Source organism: Clostridium sp. M62/1 (genome assembly GCF_020736365.1).
Classification (GTDB): Bacteria; Bacillota; Clostridia; order Lachnospirales; family Lachnospiraceae; genus Otoolea; species Otoolea saccharolyticum_A.
Map to the genome: position 1 here is coordinate 1,644,512 of NZ_CP085988.1, position 18,488 is coordinate 1,662,999.

Consider the following 18,488-nt stretch of genomic DNA (forward strand, 5'->3'; position numbering starts at 1 on the left):
AAGGCAACCGCGCTCGGCGCGAGTGTGCGCCAAGGCGCACACTTTTTTGTGGATAAATTCAATTACGGCGAACATTTGCCGCAGAGGCCGCAGGCGGAGGGGGCGGTGGCGCAGCCTCCCATGGCTGTCTCCCGCAGCTCCGGGGGAAGGCGTCTTCCCACGCTGTACATCACTTCCAGCATCTCGTCAAAGGGGATAAGCTGGCGCACATGGCTGAGGGCCAGTTCCGCGGCTACCAGGGCGTTTGCGACTCCGGCTGCATTCCGCCCCTGGCAGGGACATTCCACCAGGCCGCTGATAGGATCGCAGACAAGGCCCAGCATATTCATGAGAACTGTGGAGGCAGCATCCAGACACTGAGATGGGGAGCCTCCCATCAGTTCCACTGCGGCGGAGGCAGCCATGGCCGACGCAACGCCGACCTCGGCCTGACATCCGCCTACAGCCCCTGCTACGGTAGCGTTGCGCATGGCCAGGTAGCCCACGGCACCGGCATTGAACAGCACGTCAACGATTCTGTCATCGCAGATGTGATATTCCTCCTTTAAGGCCAGTAAGAGGCCTGGGACAATGCCTGAGGAGCCTGCCGTGGGAGCTGCCACGATGAGGCCCATGGAAGCGTTGACCTCCAGAACAGCCATGGCGTAGGCGATGCCCCGGTCCAGCACGCCGCCTCCGATATTCTCTCCCTTTGCCCGGTGTTCACTCAAAAGTCTGGCTTCCCCGCCGATAAGGCCCCCCATGGACTTCTTAGGGGAGAGGATGGGAGAGAAAGCAGCCTCTTTCATAATTTCCAGCACCCGCTTCATGCGAGCACAGATAAGTTCGTCGGTGGTTTCCCCCAGTTCGCACTCTCTTAGCTTCATCACCTCAGAGATAGGGAGACGGTGTGTCTGGCACAATTTCAGCAGTTCTTTTCCATTCTTAAAATCCATGATTTTCCTTCCTCCCTTACAGTTGTATCAGCATGACATCTTTCACATCGGGATTTTCCTTGATCCGGTCCGGGATGCCTTCAGGGAGGATGCCGTCAAATTCCACAATGCTGTAGGCGGTGCTCCCTTTGGATTCACGAAAGAGCTTCAGGAAGGCGATATTGATATTGGCCCGGTTGAGGCAGTCGGTGATATGGGCGATGACTCCCTGCCTGTCCCGCTGAATTACGATCAGCGTGTTGTATTCGCCTGAGAAATCCACCTCCACCTGATTGATACGCGTGATGCGGACCTTTCCGCCGCCCAGAGATTCGCCGCGCACCGTCATCACACGGCCTGAGTCACTGGTCATGCGGATGTCGACGGTATTGGGATGGATCTCTGTTTCTGTCTCGTCTGGGGTGAAGGTATATAAAAGTCCCCGGTCGGCGGCGATGGAGAAGGAGTCGGGAATCCTCTTGTCATCTGTGTGAAAGCCCATGATTCCGCCGAGAAGCGCCCGGTCGGTGCCGTGACCCCGGTAAGTTTTGGCAAAGGAGCCATACAGGGTGAAGTCCACCTGTTTTAAGGAGCCGCCCGGCATCATCTTCCGGGCCAGGAGGGCGATGGAGGCAGCTCCGGCTGTGTGTGAGCTGGAAGGGCCGATCATGTTGGGCCCCAGAACGTCAAATACACTGATAAAAGCCATAGAAATTCAGCTCCCTTCTTTAAGCGTTTTTTTCGATAAATTTATGATAGATGGTGTCTACAATCACGCCGATGGCGTTGTCGCCGGATACATTGCAGGCTGTTCCGAAGGAGTCCTGTGTAATGTAGAGGGCAACCATGATGGCGCAGATAGGGCCGTCCGGATCGCCGGCTGCGGTGCCGAAGATCATGTAGAGAAACGGCAGGGCAGTCATAATAGAACCGCCCGGAGCGCCCGGTGATGCTACCATCGCGATGCCCAGAGTCATGATAAAGGGGATGACGGTGGACAGGCTGATGGGAAACTGATTCATCAGACAGACGGCAGTGGCGCAGGCTGTGATGGTGATCATGGAGCCTGCCATGTGGATATTGGCGCAGAGGGGAACGACGAAATTGCGGATCTGCTCGCAGATGCCGTCAGCCCTGGCGCATTCCAGATTGACCGGGATGGTGGCCGCGGAGGACTGGGTTCCCAGGGCTGTGGTGTAGCCTGGAATCTGGTTCCTGATCAGGGTGACAGGATTCTTGTGACTGATAACTCCTGCCAGGGTGAACTGCACGGCAATGCAGATCAGGTGCATGACAATTACAACCAGGAATACCTTCCAGAGTATGCCGAGAATGGCGAAGGTCTTTCCGGAACGTGTCATATCCACAAAGGTTCCGCAGATATAGAGGGGAAGGAAGGGAATGATGGCCGTGTGCAGCCCCCTGTCGATAATGCCGGAGAAGTCCTTCATGCCGTTGTAGAGGGTGTCGCTGATCTCCCTTCCGCGCATGGCGGACAGGCAAAGCCCCAGCATAAAGGCAAAAACTACGGCAGAAAGCGTGTCCATTAAGGGGATAATGGAGATGCTGAAGTAGGGTTCAAGGGAAACGCCGGATGTGGCGGCAATCTGCGCCATGGCGCCCTCGCTCATAAAGTGCGGAAACAGACTCCTTGCAACCAGATAGGAGCAGGAGCCTGCCGCAAGGGTGGAAGCGTAGGCAATGGCAACAGTTATGAGAAGCAGCTTTCCGGCACCCTGGGACAGATCTGCGATTCCCATGGTAACGTAGGCCAGGATCATAAGGGGGATGACAAATTTCAAAAAGGTACTGAAAATACCGGAGGCGGTAACCACGGCACGGCAGACCGGCTCCGGCAGGAACTGACCAATCAGAATACCGAGAATAATGGCAATAATCAGCCTAGGAACTAGGCCCAGCTTTTTCTTTTTCTTTTCCATAAGTACAAAATTCTCCTTTGTATTGGTATGAGAAGGAAGAGAGGGCTTCAGCAAATGCTCTCCCAAAGCCGCCTTTGTACAGCTGTCTGGCAGGAGTACGATTGACGTCTTTGTGGGACTATTGTATCATAATTAGTATACATTATTCAAATTCATAAAATATATAGATTTGTTGAAAAAAATTAATACTGTAAAATTAATGCTGAAATTTAATACTGAAGGGAAATCGTCCGGGAGGAGCCGGAACGGTTAGCTGAACCTGCCGGGATGAATCCGGGCAGAGGCTTATGGACGCCCTATCAGGGCAGAAATTTCTGCAGCTTCTGCAGCTGAGGTATGGCAGGATCTGTGACGCAGGTTTACTTTGAATGGAAAATCTGCTATACTGAGATTTTCTGAGATTTTATGAAACGGAACGGATGACGGTGTGAAAGCGCACAGGGGACAGAGAATATGGGAATTTCTTACAAGCTGGAGCATTTCGAGGGACCTCTCGATCTGCTTTTGCATCTGATCGAAAAAAATAAGGTAAGCATTTACGATATTCCGATTGTGACGATCACAGAACAGTATTTAGACTATGTGAACCACATGGATATCAGAGATCTGGACTTAGTCAGCGAGTTTCTGGTGATGGCGGCTACGCTGCTTGACATTAAGGCAAGGATGCTGCTTCCTAAGGAGGAAAAGCCGGAGCGGGAAGGGGAGGATCCGAGGGCTGAGCTGGTGAGACGCCTGCTGGAATACAAGATGTATAAGTTTATGGCCAGAGAGCTGGAGGAGATGGAAGAGGGGGCGGAGCGCCTTCTGTTTAAAGGGCCTACGATTCCGGAGGAAGTGGCAAAATATGAGGAGCCGGTGGATCTGGACAGCCTTCTGGACGGCCTGACTCTGGCAAAGCTCCAGGAGATATTCGAGTCTGTGCTCCGCAGGGGTGACAACAGGAGAGACCCGGTGAGAAGCAGCTTTGGAACCATAAAAAAAGAGCCGGTAAGTCTGGAAGAGAAGCTCACCTTCGTACTGTCCTATGCCAGAAAAAACAGGAGGTTCAGTTTCAGGCAGATGCTGGAATACTCCAGGGACAGGATGGAGATCGTCGTTTCCTTTCTGGCAGTGCTGGAACTGATGAAGGTCGGGAGAATCCGCCTGTCACAGGCATCCATAGACGATGATATGTACATAGAGGCGCTGGAGCCTGAGGAAGAAGAGGCGCCGGAGAACTTCCGGGAGGAGGGCTCAGGCTCTGAAAGCTGAATACGGAGAAAATTCGGGGCACCGGGTGCAGGAAGGGCGGCAGCAGCCAGGGAGTCTGCCGGCCAGGGACAGGCGCCATAAAAGCAGGAGGCATAGAAACGGGAGATAAGCGATGGATAAAAGAGAGGGAGCAGAATTAAAAAGGGAAGAGGCCATAGTGGAGGCGGTTCTCTTTACCATGGGAAAATCGGTGGAGCTTAGGCAGCTTGCCGCTGCCATCGGAAAAAGCGAGGAGGAGGCAAAAGAGGCGGTGTCGGAGCTTTCCAGGCGGTATGACAGGGAGAAGAGGGGGCTTCGCATCATCGAGCTTTCAGGCAGCTATCAGATGTGTACCAGGGCTGAGTATTATGAGAATCTGATCCGCGTGGCAAAGGCGCCCAAAAAGCAGGTGCTGTCAGACGTGGTTCTGGAGACACTGTCCATTATCGCCTATAAACAGCCGATCACAAAGATTGAGATTGAGCAGATCCGGGGAGTGAAGTCGGATCACGCGGTGAACCGCCTTATCGAGTACAACCTTGTCTATGAGGTGGGACGTCTGGACGCCCCGGGGCGGCCGGCACTGTTTGCCACTACGGAGGAGTTTCTGCGCAGGTTCGGTGTGGGAAGCATGGAGGAGCTGCCGGTGATTGATCCCCAGCAGCTTGACGAGTTCAAGCTGGAGGTGGAGGAGGAGCTGTCCATGAACCCGGAGGAGCTGCAGGCTGTGCTGGAGACGGCAGCGGCATCAGAGAAGGAGGATGGGAAAGCGGAAGAGGGAGAAACCGAAGGAGAAGGCGAAGGGAAAAAACAGGAGCAGGAATAGAGAGCTGGCGAAAATTCGGAAACAGTCTGGACGCCCCTGACAGGCAGGGCGTTCGTCTCGTTTCTGTTTTTTTGCGCTGAAAGCTATACCTGTGCCGATGAAAGCGGGCAGGGATGTGCCGGGTTTTGCAGACTGTTTCCATCTGGCTTCTGGGCAGGAAAGATTAGCCCTGCATGTATACAGAAAAAAGTTTTTCTGGTTTCTTCCGCACAGGATAAGGCTTTACGGCCTGTCAAGCATTTTTTGAGGGAAAATGGCTCTTGACTTCCTATAGGGCAGATGATACGATAGGGTTCAGGTATGACACAGGATATTGTGTTTGAAGTGATAAATACGACTAAATATAGTTTATTGTATACAATATATTGTGCTGACAGCCGGGCCGTGTCCGGCTTTTGTATTCTATGAAAAGGCAGCACAGGAGCAGGATATCAAGGAGGTAAAGGGAAATGAAGTGCAGCGAGATAAAAGTGATAAAGAAGGACGGAACCAGGGAGGATTTTAATGTCCAGAAGGTGGTAGTGGCAGTGAACAAGTCCGCCGAGAGGGCCATGATCCAGTTCTCACAGGCGGAGCTCAACTTTATCTGTCAGTTTGTGGAGGAGAAGGCAGAGGCTCTTGGGACTGCTGAGATTCCCATCGCCCAGATGCACAATCTGGTGGAGGGAGCTCTTGAGAGGGTCAACCCTCTCGTGGCCAAGAGCTACCGGGATTACCGCAACTATAAGCAGGACTTTGTGCAGATGCTGGATGAGGTTTACAAGAAGAGCCAGTCTATCATGTATATCGGCGACAAGGAAAATTCCAACACAGACAGCGCCCTGGTATCCACAAAGAGAAGCCTGATTTTTAACGAGCTGAATAAGGAGCTCTATAAGAAATTTTTCATGACGGTGGAGGAGCTTCAGGCCTGCCGCGACGGTTATCTCTACATCCATGATATGTCTGCCCGCAGAGATACGATGAACTGCTGCCTCTTCGACGTAAAGAGCGTGCTGACAGGGGGATTCGAGATGGGAAACCTCTGGTACAATGAGCCAAAGACCCTTGATGTGGCCTTCGACGTCATCGGAGATATTGTCCTGAGCGCCGCCAGCCAGCAGTACGGAGGCTTTACGGTTCCCAGCGTGGAGGAGATTCTGGCGCCCTATGCGGAGAAATCCTATGCAAAATACATTGAAAAATATACGGGGCTCGGGCTTAATGAGAAGAAGGCCGAGGAGGTGGCCTGGGCTGATGTTCAGAGGGATATGGAGCAGGGATTCCAGGGCTGGGAGTATAAGTTCAACTCCGTTTCCTCCAGCCGCGGAGACTATCCGTTTATTACCATGACAGCGGGAACCGGAAGGAGCCGCTTTGCGAAGATGGCCACCATCACCATGCTGGACGTGAGAAGAAAGGGACAGGGAAAGGAAGGCCACAAAAAGCCGGTGCTGTTCCCGAAGCTGGTGTTCCTCTACGATGAAAACCTGCACGGACCGGGAAAGGAGCTGGAGGACGTATTTGAGGCGGGAATCCGCTGTTCCTCCAAGACCATGTATCCCGATTGGCTGTCCCTGACCGGCGAGGGCTATATTGCCGGCATGTACAAAAAATATGGAAAGATTATCTCCCCCATGGGCTGCCGCGCCTTCCTCTCTCCCTGGTATGAGAGAGGCGGCATGGAGCCGGCGGACGAGAACGACGTGCCCCGCTTTGTGGGACGCTTTAACATTGGCGTCGTGAGCCTCCACCTTCCGATGATTCTCGCCAAGGCAAGGCAGGAGAGCCGCGATTTCTATGAGGTGTTAGACTACTATCTGGAGCTGATCCGAAAGATCCACATCCGCACCTATGCTTACCTGGGCGAGATGCGCGCCTCCACGAACCCGCTGGCCTACTGCGAGGGCGGCTTCTACGGCGGACACCTGGGCCTTCACGACAAAATCAAGCCTCTGTTAAAGACAGCAACGGCGTCCTTCGGCATTACTGCCTTCAACGAGCTTCAGGAGCTTTACAACGGAAAGTCACTGGTGGAGGACGGACAGTTTGCCCTGGAGGTGCTCCGGCACATTAATGACAAGGTGAACCAGTTCAAGAAGGAGGACGGAAACCTCTATGCCATCTACGCAACTCCTGCTGAGAATCTGTGCGGCTTACAGGTAAAGCAGTTCAGAAAGAAATACGGAATTATCGAGAATGTGTCCGACAGGGAGTATGTGAGCAACGGTTTCCACTGCCATGTGACGGAGGACATTACCCCGATTCAGAAGCAGGATCTGGAGTACCGTTTCTGGGAGCTGTCAAACGGCGGAAAGATCCAGTATGTGAAATATCCGATTGCCTACAACACAGATGCCATCCGCACCCTGGTGCGCAGGGCTATGAAGATGGGCTTTTACGAGGGCGTCAACCTGTCCCTGTCCTACTGCGATGACTGCGGCCATGAGGAGTTAAACATGGACGTATGCCCCAAGTGCGGCAGCAGGAACCTCACAAAGATTGACAGGATGAACGGCTACCTGAGCTATTCCCGCGTAAAAGGCGATACAAGGCTCAACGATGCGAAGATGGCGGAGATTGCCGAGCGAAAATCCATGTAAAGGCAGATCGGTTCTGAAGGCCCCGAAGTTTTCGGGGTCTTCGGGAAAGCGGACGAGAACGGATAGATAAAGGAAAAAAGATAGAGGACAGATGATATGCGCTATCACAATATAACGAAGGATGACATGTTAAACGGAGACGGGCTTCGCGTGGTGCTCTGGGTGGCGGGCTGCTGCCATGGCTGCAAGGGCTGCCACAATCCGGTGACCTGGGATATCGAGGGCGGACTGCCTTTTGACAGGGAGGCTAAGGCAGAGCTGTTTGCAGAGCTTGAGAAACCCTATATTTCCGGTGTGACCTTAAGCGGGGGAGATCCCCTCCACCCGGGCAACCGGGAGGAAATCGGCAGGCTGATGGAAGAGATCAGGGAGAGATTTCCGGATAAGACTATCTGGCTCTACACAGGCTACGACTGGGAGCAGGTGAGAGAGCTGCCTTATCTTGCATTCGCCGATGTCCTGGTGGACGGAAGGTTCCTGGAGGAGCTGAAGAACGAGGATCTGTACTGGCGGGGAAGCTCAAACCAGAGGGTGATCGACGTGAAGAAATCTCTGGAGAGCGGAGAGGTTGTGCTTCACTGCCAGTAGGGGTATATAAATTTCGGGGCGGCCGGCAGAGACAGATTTGACAGGCAGCCGATTAAGAGGGAAAAGAGAAGAGAGAAGGCAGGAAACGCCTTTCAGGACGGGCTGAAGCTCAGGCAGCATCAGCAGGCGGAAGGTAAGTTCTGAGAGGGAACACAGACGGAGGACAGGCAGAAAATATAGAGAAAAATGCAGAAAAAAGCCAGTGCATATCAGAAACCGCGTGATATGACCTGGCTTTTCCTGGATTGTGAGAGAGGAACGAAGCCGTATCACACGGCAAAGCGGATGGCAAGGGGCTGATTTTTTGTCTCCAAAAACCCGTGACATTCTCCCGGCGGAATGGTAAAATAGCAGGGAAATCAGAACCAATGGAGATGAAAGAGAGGAACCAGGAAAACAGATGAAAATCAGAATTAAATATTTTACGGACAAAATTGATAAACTGTGTTATATAGACGGAAAATCCGACTGGATTGATCTGCGGGCTTCAGAAGATGTGGAGCTGAAAGCCGGTGAGTTTGCCCTGATCCCCCTCGGAGTGGCCATGGAGCTTCCAAAGGGCTACGAGGCCCATGTGGTGCCCAGGAGCAGCACCTTCAAAAATTTCGGTGTGATCCAGACGAATCATATGGGTGTCATCGATGAAACCTACTGCGGAGATCAGGACCAGTGGTTTTTCCCGGCCTATGCGCTGAGGGATACGGTGATCCATGTCAATGACCGGATCTGCCAGTTCCGTATTATGGAGCATCAGCCTGCCTTTGCCTTCGAGGAAACAGAAACCCTGGGCAATGAGAACAGAGGCGGACACGGAAGCACAGGGAAGAATTAAGAAGCCTGAAGGCTTCGGAAGGTGAGGGGCAGATGAGAGTTCAAAGACGGATCGGCTGGATATTTGCCGTGTCGGCAACAGTTCTTATGATGTCCGGCTGCCAGGACTCAAAGGCCGCCAGGGATGCCAGGCTTGCGGGGATCGAGCAGATGAATCAGGGAAATTATGAGGAGGCTATCGCCTCCTTTGACCTGGCTTTAGACGAGGCGGACGGGATCGTAAATGAATTTGAGCTGGATGTGTTAAAATACAGGGCAGAGGCTGAGTATATGACAGAGGATTTCACGGCAGCGGCCCATACCTATGGGATTTTGGCGGATGTGGATGACGGAAAGCCGGAGTACTTCTACTATCAGGCTGCTTCCGAAGCCATGGCGGGAAACCTGGACGGGGCAGTTAAAGCCTACGAAAGCGCTCTGGGAGATACCTCAGGCGCCGGGGAAAGTGACCCGGACAGGGGGAAAGAGGGCAGCGAGGAGGAGTCAGCTCAGGAGACAGACCGGGAAACAGACAGCCCTCAGACGGAAGAGGACCAGACGGAAGCGGCCCAGGCAGGAAGCAGCCAGGAAGAGACGGAGACTTCCGGCGATTTTTCTGCGCCGAAGCAGAAGTCAATCAGGGAAGCCGCTCTCTCACCTGAGGCCCAGGCAGGCCGCTCTCTGGCCTTGTCAGCCATCGGAAAGGCATACGAGGATCAGGGCCGGTATGAGGAAGCCATGGATTTTTATGAGAGCGCGGCTGACTCAGGCCTCACGGCCGATCTCTATAACCGGATGGGCCTGTGCATGATGGCAGCGGGACGGTATGACGAAGCCATCTCTTACTTTGAAACGGGAATGACACTGAATGACGAGGTGAAAATGCCAGATTTAAAGTATAACGAAGCCGCTGCTTACGAGTACAAGGGAAATTTTGAAAAGGCCCTGGAGCTTTTAAGAGACTGGGTTTCCGTTTATGGCTCCACTCCTGAGATAGAAAAAGAGATCACCTTCCTGGAGAGCCGGTAACCCCTGGGACAGGAAAGGCCAGGCACAAGAAAGCCTGAGAAGGATTGGTCTAAGAAAGGCTGGGCATAAAAAAGACCTGAGCCAGGAAAATAAAAGCTCAGGACAGGAAGACGAGGGACAGGCTGTCCTCCGGGCAGCAGAATGGAGTATTTGATTTATGGCAGAGCTTTATGATATGAGGGAAGAGGCAGAGCGTGTCATTCTGGTAGCAGTCAGCACAGACGACGGGGATGACACGGAGGAGTCGGTGGATGAGCTGGCAGAGCTTGTAAAGACAGCCGGAGCCACGGCCATTGACCGGATCATCCAGAACAGGGAGCGGGTACACCCGGGAACCTATCTGGGCAAGGGAAAGATCGAGGAGGTGAGGGGGCGGGCAGCAGAGCTTCACGCCACAGGCATTGTCTGCGACGATGAGCTGAGCCCGGCTCAGCTTCGCAACCTGGAGGATGCCCTTCAGATAAAGGTGATGGACAGAACCATGGTTATCCTGGATATTTTCGCGTCCCACGCGGTGACGCGGGAGGGAAAAATCCAGGTAGAGCTTGCCCAGCTTCGCTACCGGGCTGCCAGACTGGTGGGACTGAGAAATTCTCTTTCCAGGCTTGGCGGAGGAATCGGAACCAGGGGACCGGGAGAGAAAAAGCTGGAGGTGGACCGCCGTCTGATCCACGAGAGAATCGGGCAGCTCAAATCAGAGCTTGAGAATGTGAAGCGCCACAGGGAGGTGGCAAGGCAGCAGAGGGATCGAAACTGTACCGTATCGGCCGCCATCGTGGGCTACACCAACGCGGGAAAATCCACCCTGTTAAACTATCTGACAGACGCGGGGATTCTGGCCCAGGACATGCTGTTTGCCACCCTCGATCCCACCACGAGGACACTGGAGCTTCCCAGCGGGCAGAAAATCCTTCTGACAGATACGGTGGGCTTTATCAGAAAGCTGCCCCATCACCTGATAGAGGCCTTTAAGAGCACTCTTGAGGAGGCGCGCTACAGCGACATTATCCTGCATGTGGTGGATGTATCCAATCCCCAGATGGAGACTCAGATCCACATTGTGTATGAGACACTGAGGCAGCTGGAAATCACGGATAAGACGGTGATCACGGTGTTTAATAAGATGGACCGCCTGACAGGGGATGTGATCCTCAGGGATTTCCGCTCGGACTTCCAGGTGAAGATCTCGGCAAAGACAGGAGAAGGCATTCCGGCCCTTCTGGAGACACTGGAGGGCATTCTCCGCAGCCGCAAGGTGTATCTGGAAAAGGTGTTCCCCTACGCCCGGGCTGGAAAAATCCAGTCCATCCGCAGGTACGGAGAGCTTCTGTCGGAAGAGTATACAGAAGAGGGAATCGCAGTGAAGGCGTATGTGCCGGCTGAGATTTACGGAAGCATTCTGCAGGGCTGAGAAAAACGCCGCCCCGGACCCCTTTGACATACGGGCCCACAGGCGCAAAGAGAAGAGAAATCAGGAGGCGGGGACAGAGACTGCCGGAAGGGCAGAGCGCACGGATATACAAAAAATAGAGAGAAAAACAGACGAAAAAGCACAATATCTTGTTTTTATTAAAAACATTTTCATAGATATTGTGCTTTCTTCTGTCTTTTGCTATAATGGAGTCTGTACCCTCTTGACGGGTTTTTGGAAAGGAGAAGGCAGTATGATAAATGTGATTAAACGTGACGGAGAGATAGCTGACTTCAATCTGGCGAAGATAACGAATGCCATCAAAAAGGCGTTCAAGGCCACCAGCAATGAGTACAGCCAGGAGATTCTGGAGCTTTTGTCTCTTCGCGTGACCGCTGATTTTCAGCCCAAGCTGAAAAACGGAAAGATCAGCGTGGAGGAGATACAGGACAGCGTGGAGCATGTGCTGGAGCAGACCGGATACACAGAGGTTGCGAAGGCTTACATTTTATATAGAAAGCAGAGAGAAAAAATCAGGAACATGAAGGCGACCATCCTGGACTATAAGGATGTGGTGAACAGCTATGTGAAGGTGGAGGACTGGCGGGTGAAGGAAAATTCCACCGTCACCTATTCCGTGGGAGGGCTGATCCTGAGCAATTCAGGCGCTGTCACAGCCAACTACTGGCTGTCAGAGATCTACGATCACGAGGTGGCAGAGGCTCACAGAAACGCCGATATCCATCTGCACGATCTGTCTATGCTGACAGGCTACTGCGCAGGCTGGTCCTTAAAGCAGCTCCTCCTGGAAGGACTTGGGGGCATCACGGGAAAGATCACCTCATCGCCGGCCAGGCACCTTTCCGTTCTCTGCAACCAGATGGTAAACTTCCTGGGAATTATGCAGAACGAGTGGGCAGGAGCACAGGCATTCTCCTCCTTTGACACGTATCTGGCTCCGTTTGTAAAGGTGGACAATCTCTCCTATGACGCAGTCAAAAAGTGCATTGAATCTTTTATCTACGGCGTCAACACGCCAAGCCGCTGGGGAACCCAGGCGCCGTTCTCCAACATTACCCTGGACTGGACCGTTCCGGACGATATGGCTGAGATGAATGCCATCGTGGGCGGAAAGGAGATGGATTTCAAATATAAGGACTGCAAGCACGAGATGGATATGATCAACAAGGCCTTTATTGAGACCATGATCGAGGGAGATGCCAACGGACGCGGCTTCCAGTATCCGATCCCGACCTACTCCATCACCAAGGAGTTTGACTGGTCCGATACAGAAAACAACCGCCTTCTCTTTGAGATGACATCCAAATACGGAACCCCGTATTTTTCAAACTATATTAACAGCGACATGCAGCCCAGCGATGTCAGAAGTATGTGCTGCCGCCTGAGACTGGATTTAAGGGAGCTGAGAAAGAAGACCGGCGGCTTCTTCGGCTCGGGAGAGAGTACCGGCTCAGTAGGCGTAGTGACGATCAATATGCCGAGAATCGCTTATCTGGCAGTGGATGAGGACGATTTTTACCACCGCCTGGATCACATGATGGATGTGGCGGCCCGTTCCCTGAAGACAAAGAGAGAGGTGATCACAAGGCTTCTGGACAACGGGCTGTACCCCTATACAAAACGGTACCTGGGAACCTTTGAAAACCATTTCTCCACCATCGGTCTGGTGGGAATGAATGAGGCGGGCCTCAATGCCAGATGGATTCGCAAGGATCTGACCCACAGGGAGACTCAGGAATTTACAAAGAACGTGCTGAACCACATGAGGGAAAGACTCTCCGATTATCAGGAATTATACGGGGATCTCTACAACCTGGAGGCAACTCCGGCCGAGTCCACCTCCTACAGGCTGGCAAAGCATGACAGAGAGCGGTATCCTGACATCATCACAGCCGGAGCGCCGGGAGAAACGCCGTACTATACAAACAGCTCTCACCTTCCTGTGGGATACACGGACGATGTCTTTGATGCCCTGGATATTCAGGACGAGCTGCAGACTCTTTACACCTCGGGAACCGTATTCCATGCCTTCCTGGGAGAGAAGCTGCCGGACTGGAGGTCTGCGGCCAAACTGGTACGCACCATTGCGGAGAATTACCGGCTGCCCTACTACACCCTGTCGCCGACCTACTCGATCTGCAGAGAGCATGGTTATCTGATCGGAGAGCACTTTACCTGCCCTGTCTGCGGTGAGAAGGCGGAGGTATACAGCCGCATTACCGGCTACTACCGCCCGGTACAGAACTGGAATGAAGGAAAATCCCAGGAGTATAAGGACAGAAAGACCTACAGTATGGGCCATTCCAGGATGAAAAACGGAAAGGAGTTTTCCATCGGCCTGGAGGAGAAGCATGAATCTGCCAGGGAGGAGCCCGCAGATACAGCCAGAAAGGGTGTGGCTGCCAGGGCAGGCGCTTACCTGTTTACCACTAAAACATGTCCCAACTGCCGGATGGCAAAGGAATTTTTAAAGGGAACCGAGTATACGGTAGTCGATGCGGAGGAGAATCCTGACATGTCCGATCAGTTCGGGATTATGCAGGCTCCCACACTGGTTCTCGTGGGAAAGGACGGGGAGATAAAGAAATTCGTCAATGCGTCCAATATCAGGAAGTTTGCCGAGGAACACAGGTAGAGTCTGACAGGAGAATCAGACTGACAGCAGGCGAAAACGGCGCCGCAGCTTCGAAAGAAGGAGGCTGCGGCGCCGTTTTTTCCGTGAGCGCCCCTCTCCCGAAGCTGCGGCGGCCACGTTCTGAAAGAGCCGGGACAGGAGGGCAGGGAGGGAAAGTCTGGGGTTCAGGAATCATTTCGAGTTATTATTTTCACAAAATCCAGATAAAACTGTAAATATTCTCCATATTATGCTAAAATCATAGACAAGACTAGGAAATGCAGGAAAATTTTTCATTAAATTAAAAACTGCCCAGTATTAGGAGGAGATTATGAAGAACCTGGAAGAGAAGTATCTGGAACGGCTTTCGGAGCTGTACCCGACGATTGCGGCAGCATCCACAGAGGTGATCAACCTGGAAGCCATATTAAACCTTCCCAAGGGGACAGAGCACTTTCTGACGGACGTGCACGGGGAGTATGAGGCCTTTTCCCATGTGCTGAAAAACGGTTCCGGCTCAGTGAAGAGAAAGATTGACGATGTGTTCGGAAATACCCTGAGCCGTCAGGACAAGCAGGCGCTGGCAACGCTGATCTACTATCCGTGGGAAAAGATGGAGCGGATTCTGAAAAAGGAGGAAAATCCGGAAGACTGGTATAAGATTACCCTTTACCGGCTGATTGAGGTATGCCGCAGGGCGTCCAGCAAGTATACGCGCTCCAAGGTGCGAAAGGCTCTCCCCAGGGAGTTTGCCTATGTGATGGAGGAGCTGATCACAGAGAGAGGGGATCTGGCAGACAAGGAATCCTACTATGGGGCCATTGTGCAGACGATTATCCGCGTGGGGAGGGCAGGTCAGTTTATTGCGGCGCTCTGTGAGCTGATTCAGCGTCTGACCGTGGATCACCTGCACATTGTCGGGGATATCTTTGACAGGGGACCGGGACCGCATATCATTATGGACAAGCTGATGGCCTATCACTCTGTGGACGTACAGTGGGGAAACCACGATGTGCTGTGGATGGGGGCGGCAGCAGGGCAGCTCTGCTGCATTGCAAATGTGATCCGCATCTGTGCAAGGTATGGGAATCTCGACATTCTGGAGGATGGGTACGGCATTAACCTGCTTCCTCTGGCGAACTTTGCCCTGAACACCTACGGAGACGATCCCTGTTCCTGTTTTGCACTGAAGGGAACGAATACATATGAGCAGCCGGAGCTGGAGCTGAACCTGAAAATGCACAAGGCGATCTCCGTCATTCAGTTTAAAGCGGAGGGACAGGCGATCAGGCGCCATCCTGAGTTCGGCCTGGGGCACAGAAATCTGCTTCAGCAGATTGACTATGAAAAAGGAACGATCTTTCTGGACGGGAAAGACTATCCCCTTCTCGACACGAACTTTCCCACCATCGATCCGGCAGATCCCTGCCGGTTTACAGAGCAGGAGGCGGACATTATGGATCGCCTTGCCAAGGCTTTTATGGGATGCGAGAAACTGCAGAAGCATATGAAATTCCTGCTTGCCAACGGAAGCCTGTATAAAGTATACAATAACAATCTGCTATACCACGGCTGCGTACCTCTCAATGAGGACGGTACGCTGAAGGAGGTGGAAATTTACGGAAGGCGCTATAAAGGCCGGGCGCTCTACGACGTTCTGGACAATTATGTCCGCAAGGGCTTTGTGGCTGTGGATGAGGAGGAGCGCGAAAAGGGCCGGGATCTGATGTGGTATATCTGGCTCAGCGAGAATTCTCCTCTGTTCGGGAAGGATAAGATGGCCACCTTTGAGCGGTATTTTCTGGCAGAAAAGGAAACGCACCGGGAGGTGAAAAACCCCTATTACAAGTTTCTGGAAAACGAGGAGGTCGTTGACCGGATCCTCCGGGAATTCGGGCTTGAGCCGGAGGGGGCGCATATTATCAACGGACATGTGCCGGTCAAGTCAAAGGATGGGGAAAGCCCTATTAAATGCGGCGGAAAACTGCTGATCATCGACGGGGGATTTTCCAGAGCCTACCAGAAGGAGACGGGAATTGCCGGGTATACGCTGATTTATAATTCCTACGGACTGATTCTGGCGGCGCACAGACCCTTCGAATCCACAGAAGCGGCCATCGAAAATGAGAGCGATATACATTCAGACAGCACGGTGGTTAAATGGGTTGCCAGAAGAAAGCGGGTGGGAGATACGGACACAGGTCAGGAGCTGAGGGAAAAGATAAAGGATTTGGAGAGGCTTCTGGAGGCTTATTACAGCGGAGCCATAGCAGAAAAGTTTACCGGATAGCATCCTGTTCGTAATTTTGGGATGCCGGCTCTTAACATACCATTTTTTTCTGCCATTTTTATCATTTTAACGCATTAATGTATCATTTTACCTTGTGTTTTATGCAAATATGTAGTAAACTGTCAAGAAATAGGTATATTTATAAAGGAGAAAGTGGAATGGAAAGAGAAAAATTTTCGTCTCGCCTGGGATTTATCCTGATCTCCGCAGGCTGCGCCATTGGCCTGGGAAATGTCTGGAGATTTCCCTATATCGTGGGACAGTACGGCGGAGCAGCTTTTGTGCTGATTTATGTGGCTTTCCTGCTTCTTCTGGGCCTTCCCATCATTGTCATGGAGTTTGCTGTGGGACGTGCCAGCCAGAAGAGCGTGGCTCTGTCTTTTGACGTTTTAGAGCCGAAAGGGAGCAAATGGCATATTGAGAAGTGGTTTGCCATGGCTGGAAACTACATCTTAATGATGTTTTATACAACCGTTGCCGGCTGGCTGGTATACTACTTTGTGAAGATGGCAAAGGGAGACTTTGCCGGTCTTGATCCGGCCGGAGTGTCTGAACAGTTTAATGCCGTGATGGCGAGTCCGTCTATCAACGTGGGATTTATGGTACTGGTGGTTGTGGTCTGCTTTGCCATCTGCGCAATGGGCCTTCAGGCGGGAGTTGAGAAGATTACCAAGATTATGATGGTTGTGCTCCTGCTCCTGATGATTGTCCTGGCGGCTAACTCTGTCATGATGGAAAACAGCGGCCCAGGCCTTGAGTTTTACCTGAAGCCGGATTTCCAGAAGATTAAGGATGCGGGACTCGGAGAGGTGGTGTTCGCCGCTCTGGGACAGTCCTTCTTTACGCTGAGCATCGGAATCGGAGCTCTGGCGATCTTCGGAAGCTACATAGGGAAAGAGAGACGTCTGACAGGAGAGGCTATCAGTGTCCTTATTCTGGACACCTGCGTGGCATTTATGGCTGGACTGATTATATTCCCGGCCTGCTTTGCCTACAATATCGAGGCTGGGCAGGGACCGTCCCTGATCTTTGTGACCCTTCCCAATGTGTTCAACAATATGTCCGGCGGAAGGTTCTGGGGAAGCCTGTTTTTCGTATTCATGGCATTTGCGGCAGGCTCCACGGTAATCGCCGTATTCCAGAATATCGTATCCTTCGCCACCGACCTGACAGGCTGCTCCGTAAAGAAGGCAGTCGCAGTGAATCTGGTGGTTGTGATTATCCTCTCCCTCCCCTGTGCTCTGGGCTTTAATGTGCTGAGTGCAGTTGCACCGTTTGGACCGGGATCCACCATCATGGATCTGGAGGATTTCATTGTCAGCAATAACCTGCTTCCTCTGGGAAGCCTTGTATATCTTTTATTCTGCACAAGCCGTTACGGCTGGGGCTTTAAAAACTTTCTGGCTGAGGCGGATGAGGGAAAGGGAATCAAATTCCCGGCGTGGGCGAGAGTTTACGTTTCCTACGGAATCCCGATTATCGTGCTGGTTATCTTTGTTCAGGGCTACTGGTCAAAGTTTGCACCGATGTTTATGAATTAAAATAAAAAATAACCGGACTGCTGAGGCAGAGGAAAAGCGCCCCTGCCGGGAACTGTATCTGAGTTCCCGGCAGGGGCGCTTTTCATTTATTGGTACGCCTCGACACAGAGAGATGATGAAGGAATTTGCCGGATGTAAAGTCCGCTACCGGGCGGACGCTTTTGAAAGGCAGGCTTCAATGGCCTGCACTAGGGCAGCCGAGGTATACTGTGTCCCCTCCGGGTATGTAAGGTTTTCCAGGGACTGGGAAGAGCAGATCTGTTCTGAGAGCTGTTCCAGTGCCGGAGCCATGAGAGGGTACATGGTTTCCACGGAATCGCTCAGGGGCGAGAGGGCAATGGAATTGATGTGATCGGAGTCCACCGCCACCTCCAGATCCACAGTCTGACTTCCAAGTACGAGAGAAGTCCGGTAGATGCCGGGGGTGTAGGAAACTGTGCCGGCCTCTGCCTGGCTGGAGGAGACGGCACTGGATTCCTCTTTTGGACGGAACATAATAAAGAACAGAGTGATGAGGATGATGCCAAGGCCGATAAATATGGCCGTATAGATAATTTCCTTCATGCGGAGCACCACGATTTTTGTTTTAGAGCTCATAGAAAGCCCCCCGATTTTGTTTATTACAGTGTATTTGGGAGCATAGGGATTTATGACAGGGAATAGCTGTGAGGAGGGAGGGAGTGGGAATG

Annotated in this window: 14 protein-coding genes; 10 read left to right on the forward strand and 4 right to left on the reverse strand. The window is 52.5% G+C overall.

Annotated elements, in window-relative coordinates; translation table 11 throughout:
- Positions 1-62 precede the first annotated feature (62 nt).
- From sdaAA to LK436_RS07845, 3 genes are read right to left on the reverse strand one after another with little or no spacing between them, the layout of a single operon-like run.
- A complete protein-coding gene (sdaAA, locus tag LK436_RS07835; RefSeq protein ID WP_008395791.1) occupies positions 63-935 on the reverse strand; it encodes an L-serine ammonia-lyase, iron-sulfur-dependent, subunit alpha in 873 nt (290 codons plus the stop codon).
- Positions 936-951: 16 nt separating this feature from the next.
- On the reverse strand, positions 952-1,623 hold the full coding sequence (gene sdaAB, locus LK436_RS07840; RefSeq protein WP_008395790.1) for an L-serine ammonia-lyase, iron-sulfur-dependent subunit beta: 672 nt from the start codon (positions 1,621-1,623) through the stop codon (positions 952-954).
- A gap of 19 nt (positions 1,624-1,642) precedes the next feature.
- Positions 1,643-2,854 (reverse strand): dicarboxylate/amino acid:cation symporter, encoded by a 1,212-nt coding sequence (locus LK436_RS07845; protein WP_008395784.1) that lies wholly within the window; start codon positions 2,852-2,854, stop codon positions 1,643-1,645.
- 453 nt (positions 2,855-3,307) lie between these two features.
- Here LK436_RS07845 and LK436_RS07850 point away from each other — a divergent pair, with 453 nt between their 5' ends.
- From LK436_RS07850 to LK436_RS07895, 10 genes are all read left to right on the forward strand, one after another.
- Entirely contained in the window at positions 3,308-4,108 is an 801-nt protein-coding gene (locus tag LK436_RS07850; RefSeq protein ID WP_008395779.1) for a segregation and condensation protein A, read from the forward strand.
- A 112-nt stretch (positions 4,109-4,220) separates the two neighbouring features.
- Positions 4,221-4,913 (forward strand): SMC-Scp complex subunit ScpB, encoded by a 693-nt coding sequence (scpB, locus tag LK436_RS07855; RefSeq protein ID WP_008395777.1) that lies wholly within the window; start codon positions 4,221-4,223, stop codon positions 4,911-4,913.
- A 449-nt stretch (positions 4,914-5,362) separates the two neighbouring features.
- Positions 5,363-7,495 (forward strand): anaerobic ribonucleoside-triphosphate reductase, encoded by a 2,133-nt coding sequence (gene nrdD, locus LK436_RS07860; protein WP_008395772.1) that lies wholly within the window; start codon positions 5,363-5,365, stop codon positions 7,493-7,495.
- 96 nt (positions 7,496-7,591) lie between these two features.
- Positions 7,592-8,083, forward strand: coding sequence for an anaerobic ribonucleoside-triphosphate reductase activating protein (gene nrdG, locus LK436_RS07865; RefSeq protein ID WP_008395770.1), 492 nt, complete (start codon positions 7,592-7,594; stop codon positions 8,081-8,083).
- A gap of 400 nt (positions 8,084-8,483) precedes the next feature.
- The gene (locus tag LK436_RS07870) at positions 8,484-8,915 is read left to right on the forward strand and encodes a dUTP diphosphatase (RefSeq protein WP_008395769.1); all 432 of its coding nucleotides are present in this window, start codon (positions 8,484-8,486) and stop codon (positions 8,913-8,915) included.
- Between the two features lie 32 nt (positions 8,916-8,947).
- Positions 8,948-9,922, forward strand: coding sequence for a tetratricopeptide repeat protein (locus LK436_RS07875; RefSeq protein ID WP_008395767.1), 975 nt, complete (start codon positions 8,948-8,950; stop codon positions 9,920-9,922).
- Between the two features lie 157 nt (positions 9,923-10,079).
- Entirely contained in the window at positions 10,080-11,333 is a 1,254-nt protein-coding gene (hflX, locus tag LK436_RS07880) for a GTPase HflX (RefSeq protein ID WP_008395766.1), read from the forward strand.
- Between the two features lie 253 nt (positions 11,334-11,586).
- The gene (locus tag LK436_RS07885; RefSeq protein WP_021966124.1) at positions 11,587-13,989 is read left to right on the forward strand and encodes a ribonucleoside triphosphate reductase; all 2,403 of its coding nucleotides are present in this window, start codon (positions 11,587-11,589) and stop codon (positions 13,987-13,989) included.
- Between the two features lie 310 nt (positions 13,990-14,299).
- Complete coding sequence (locus tag LK436_RS07890; RefSeq protein WP_008395762.1) at positions 14,300-16,258, forward strand: fructose-bisphosphatase class III; 1,959 nt, start codon at positions 14,300-14,302, stop codon at positions 16,256-16,258.
- A gap of 158 nt (positions 16,259-16,416) precedes the next feature.
- Positions 16,417-17,799 (forward strand): sodium-dependent transporter, encoded by a 1,383-nt coding sequence (locus LK436_RS07895; protein WP_008395759.1) that lies wholly within the window; start codon positions 16,417-16,419, stop codon positions 17,797-17,799.
- Between the two features lie 144 nt (positions 17,800-17,943).
- Here LK436_RS07895 and LK436_RS07900 read toward each other — a convergent pair whose 3' ends face one another.
- Complete coding sequence (locus LK436_RS07900; RefSeq protein ID WP_008395758.1) at positions 17,944-18,396, reverse strand: hypothetical protein; 453 nt, start codon at positions 18,394-18,396, stop codon at positions 17,944-17,946.
- Positions 18,397-18,488 lie beyond the last annotated feature (92 nt).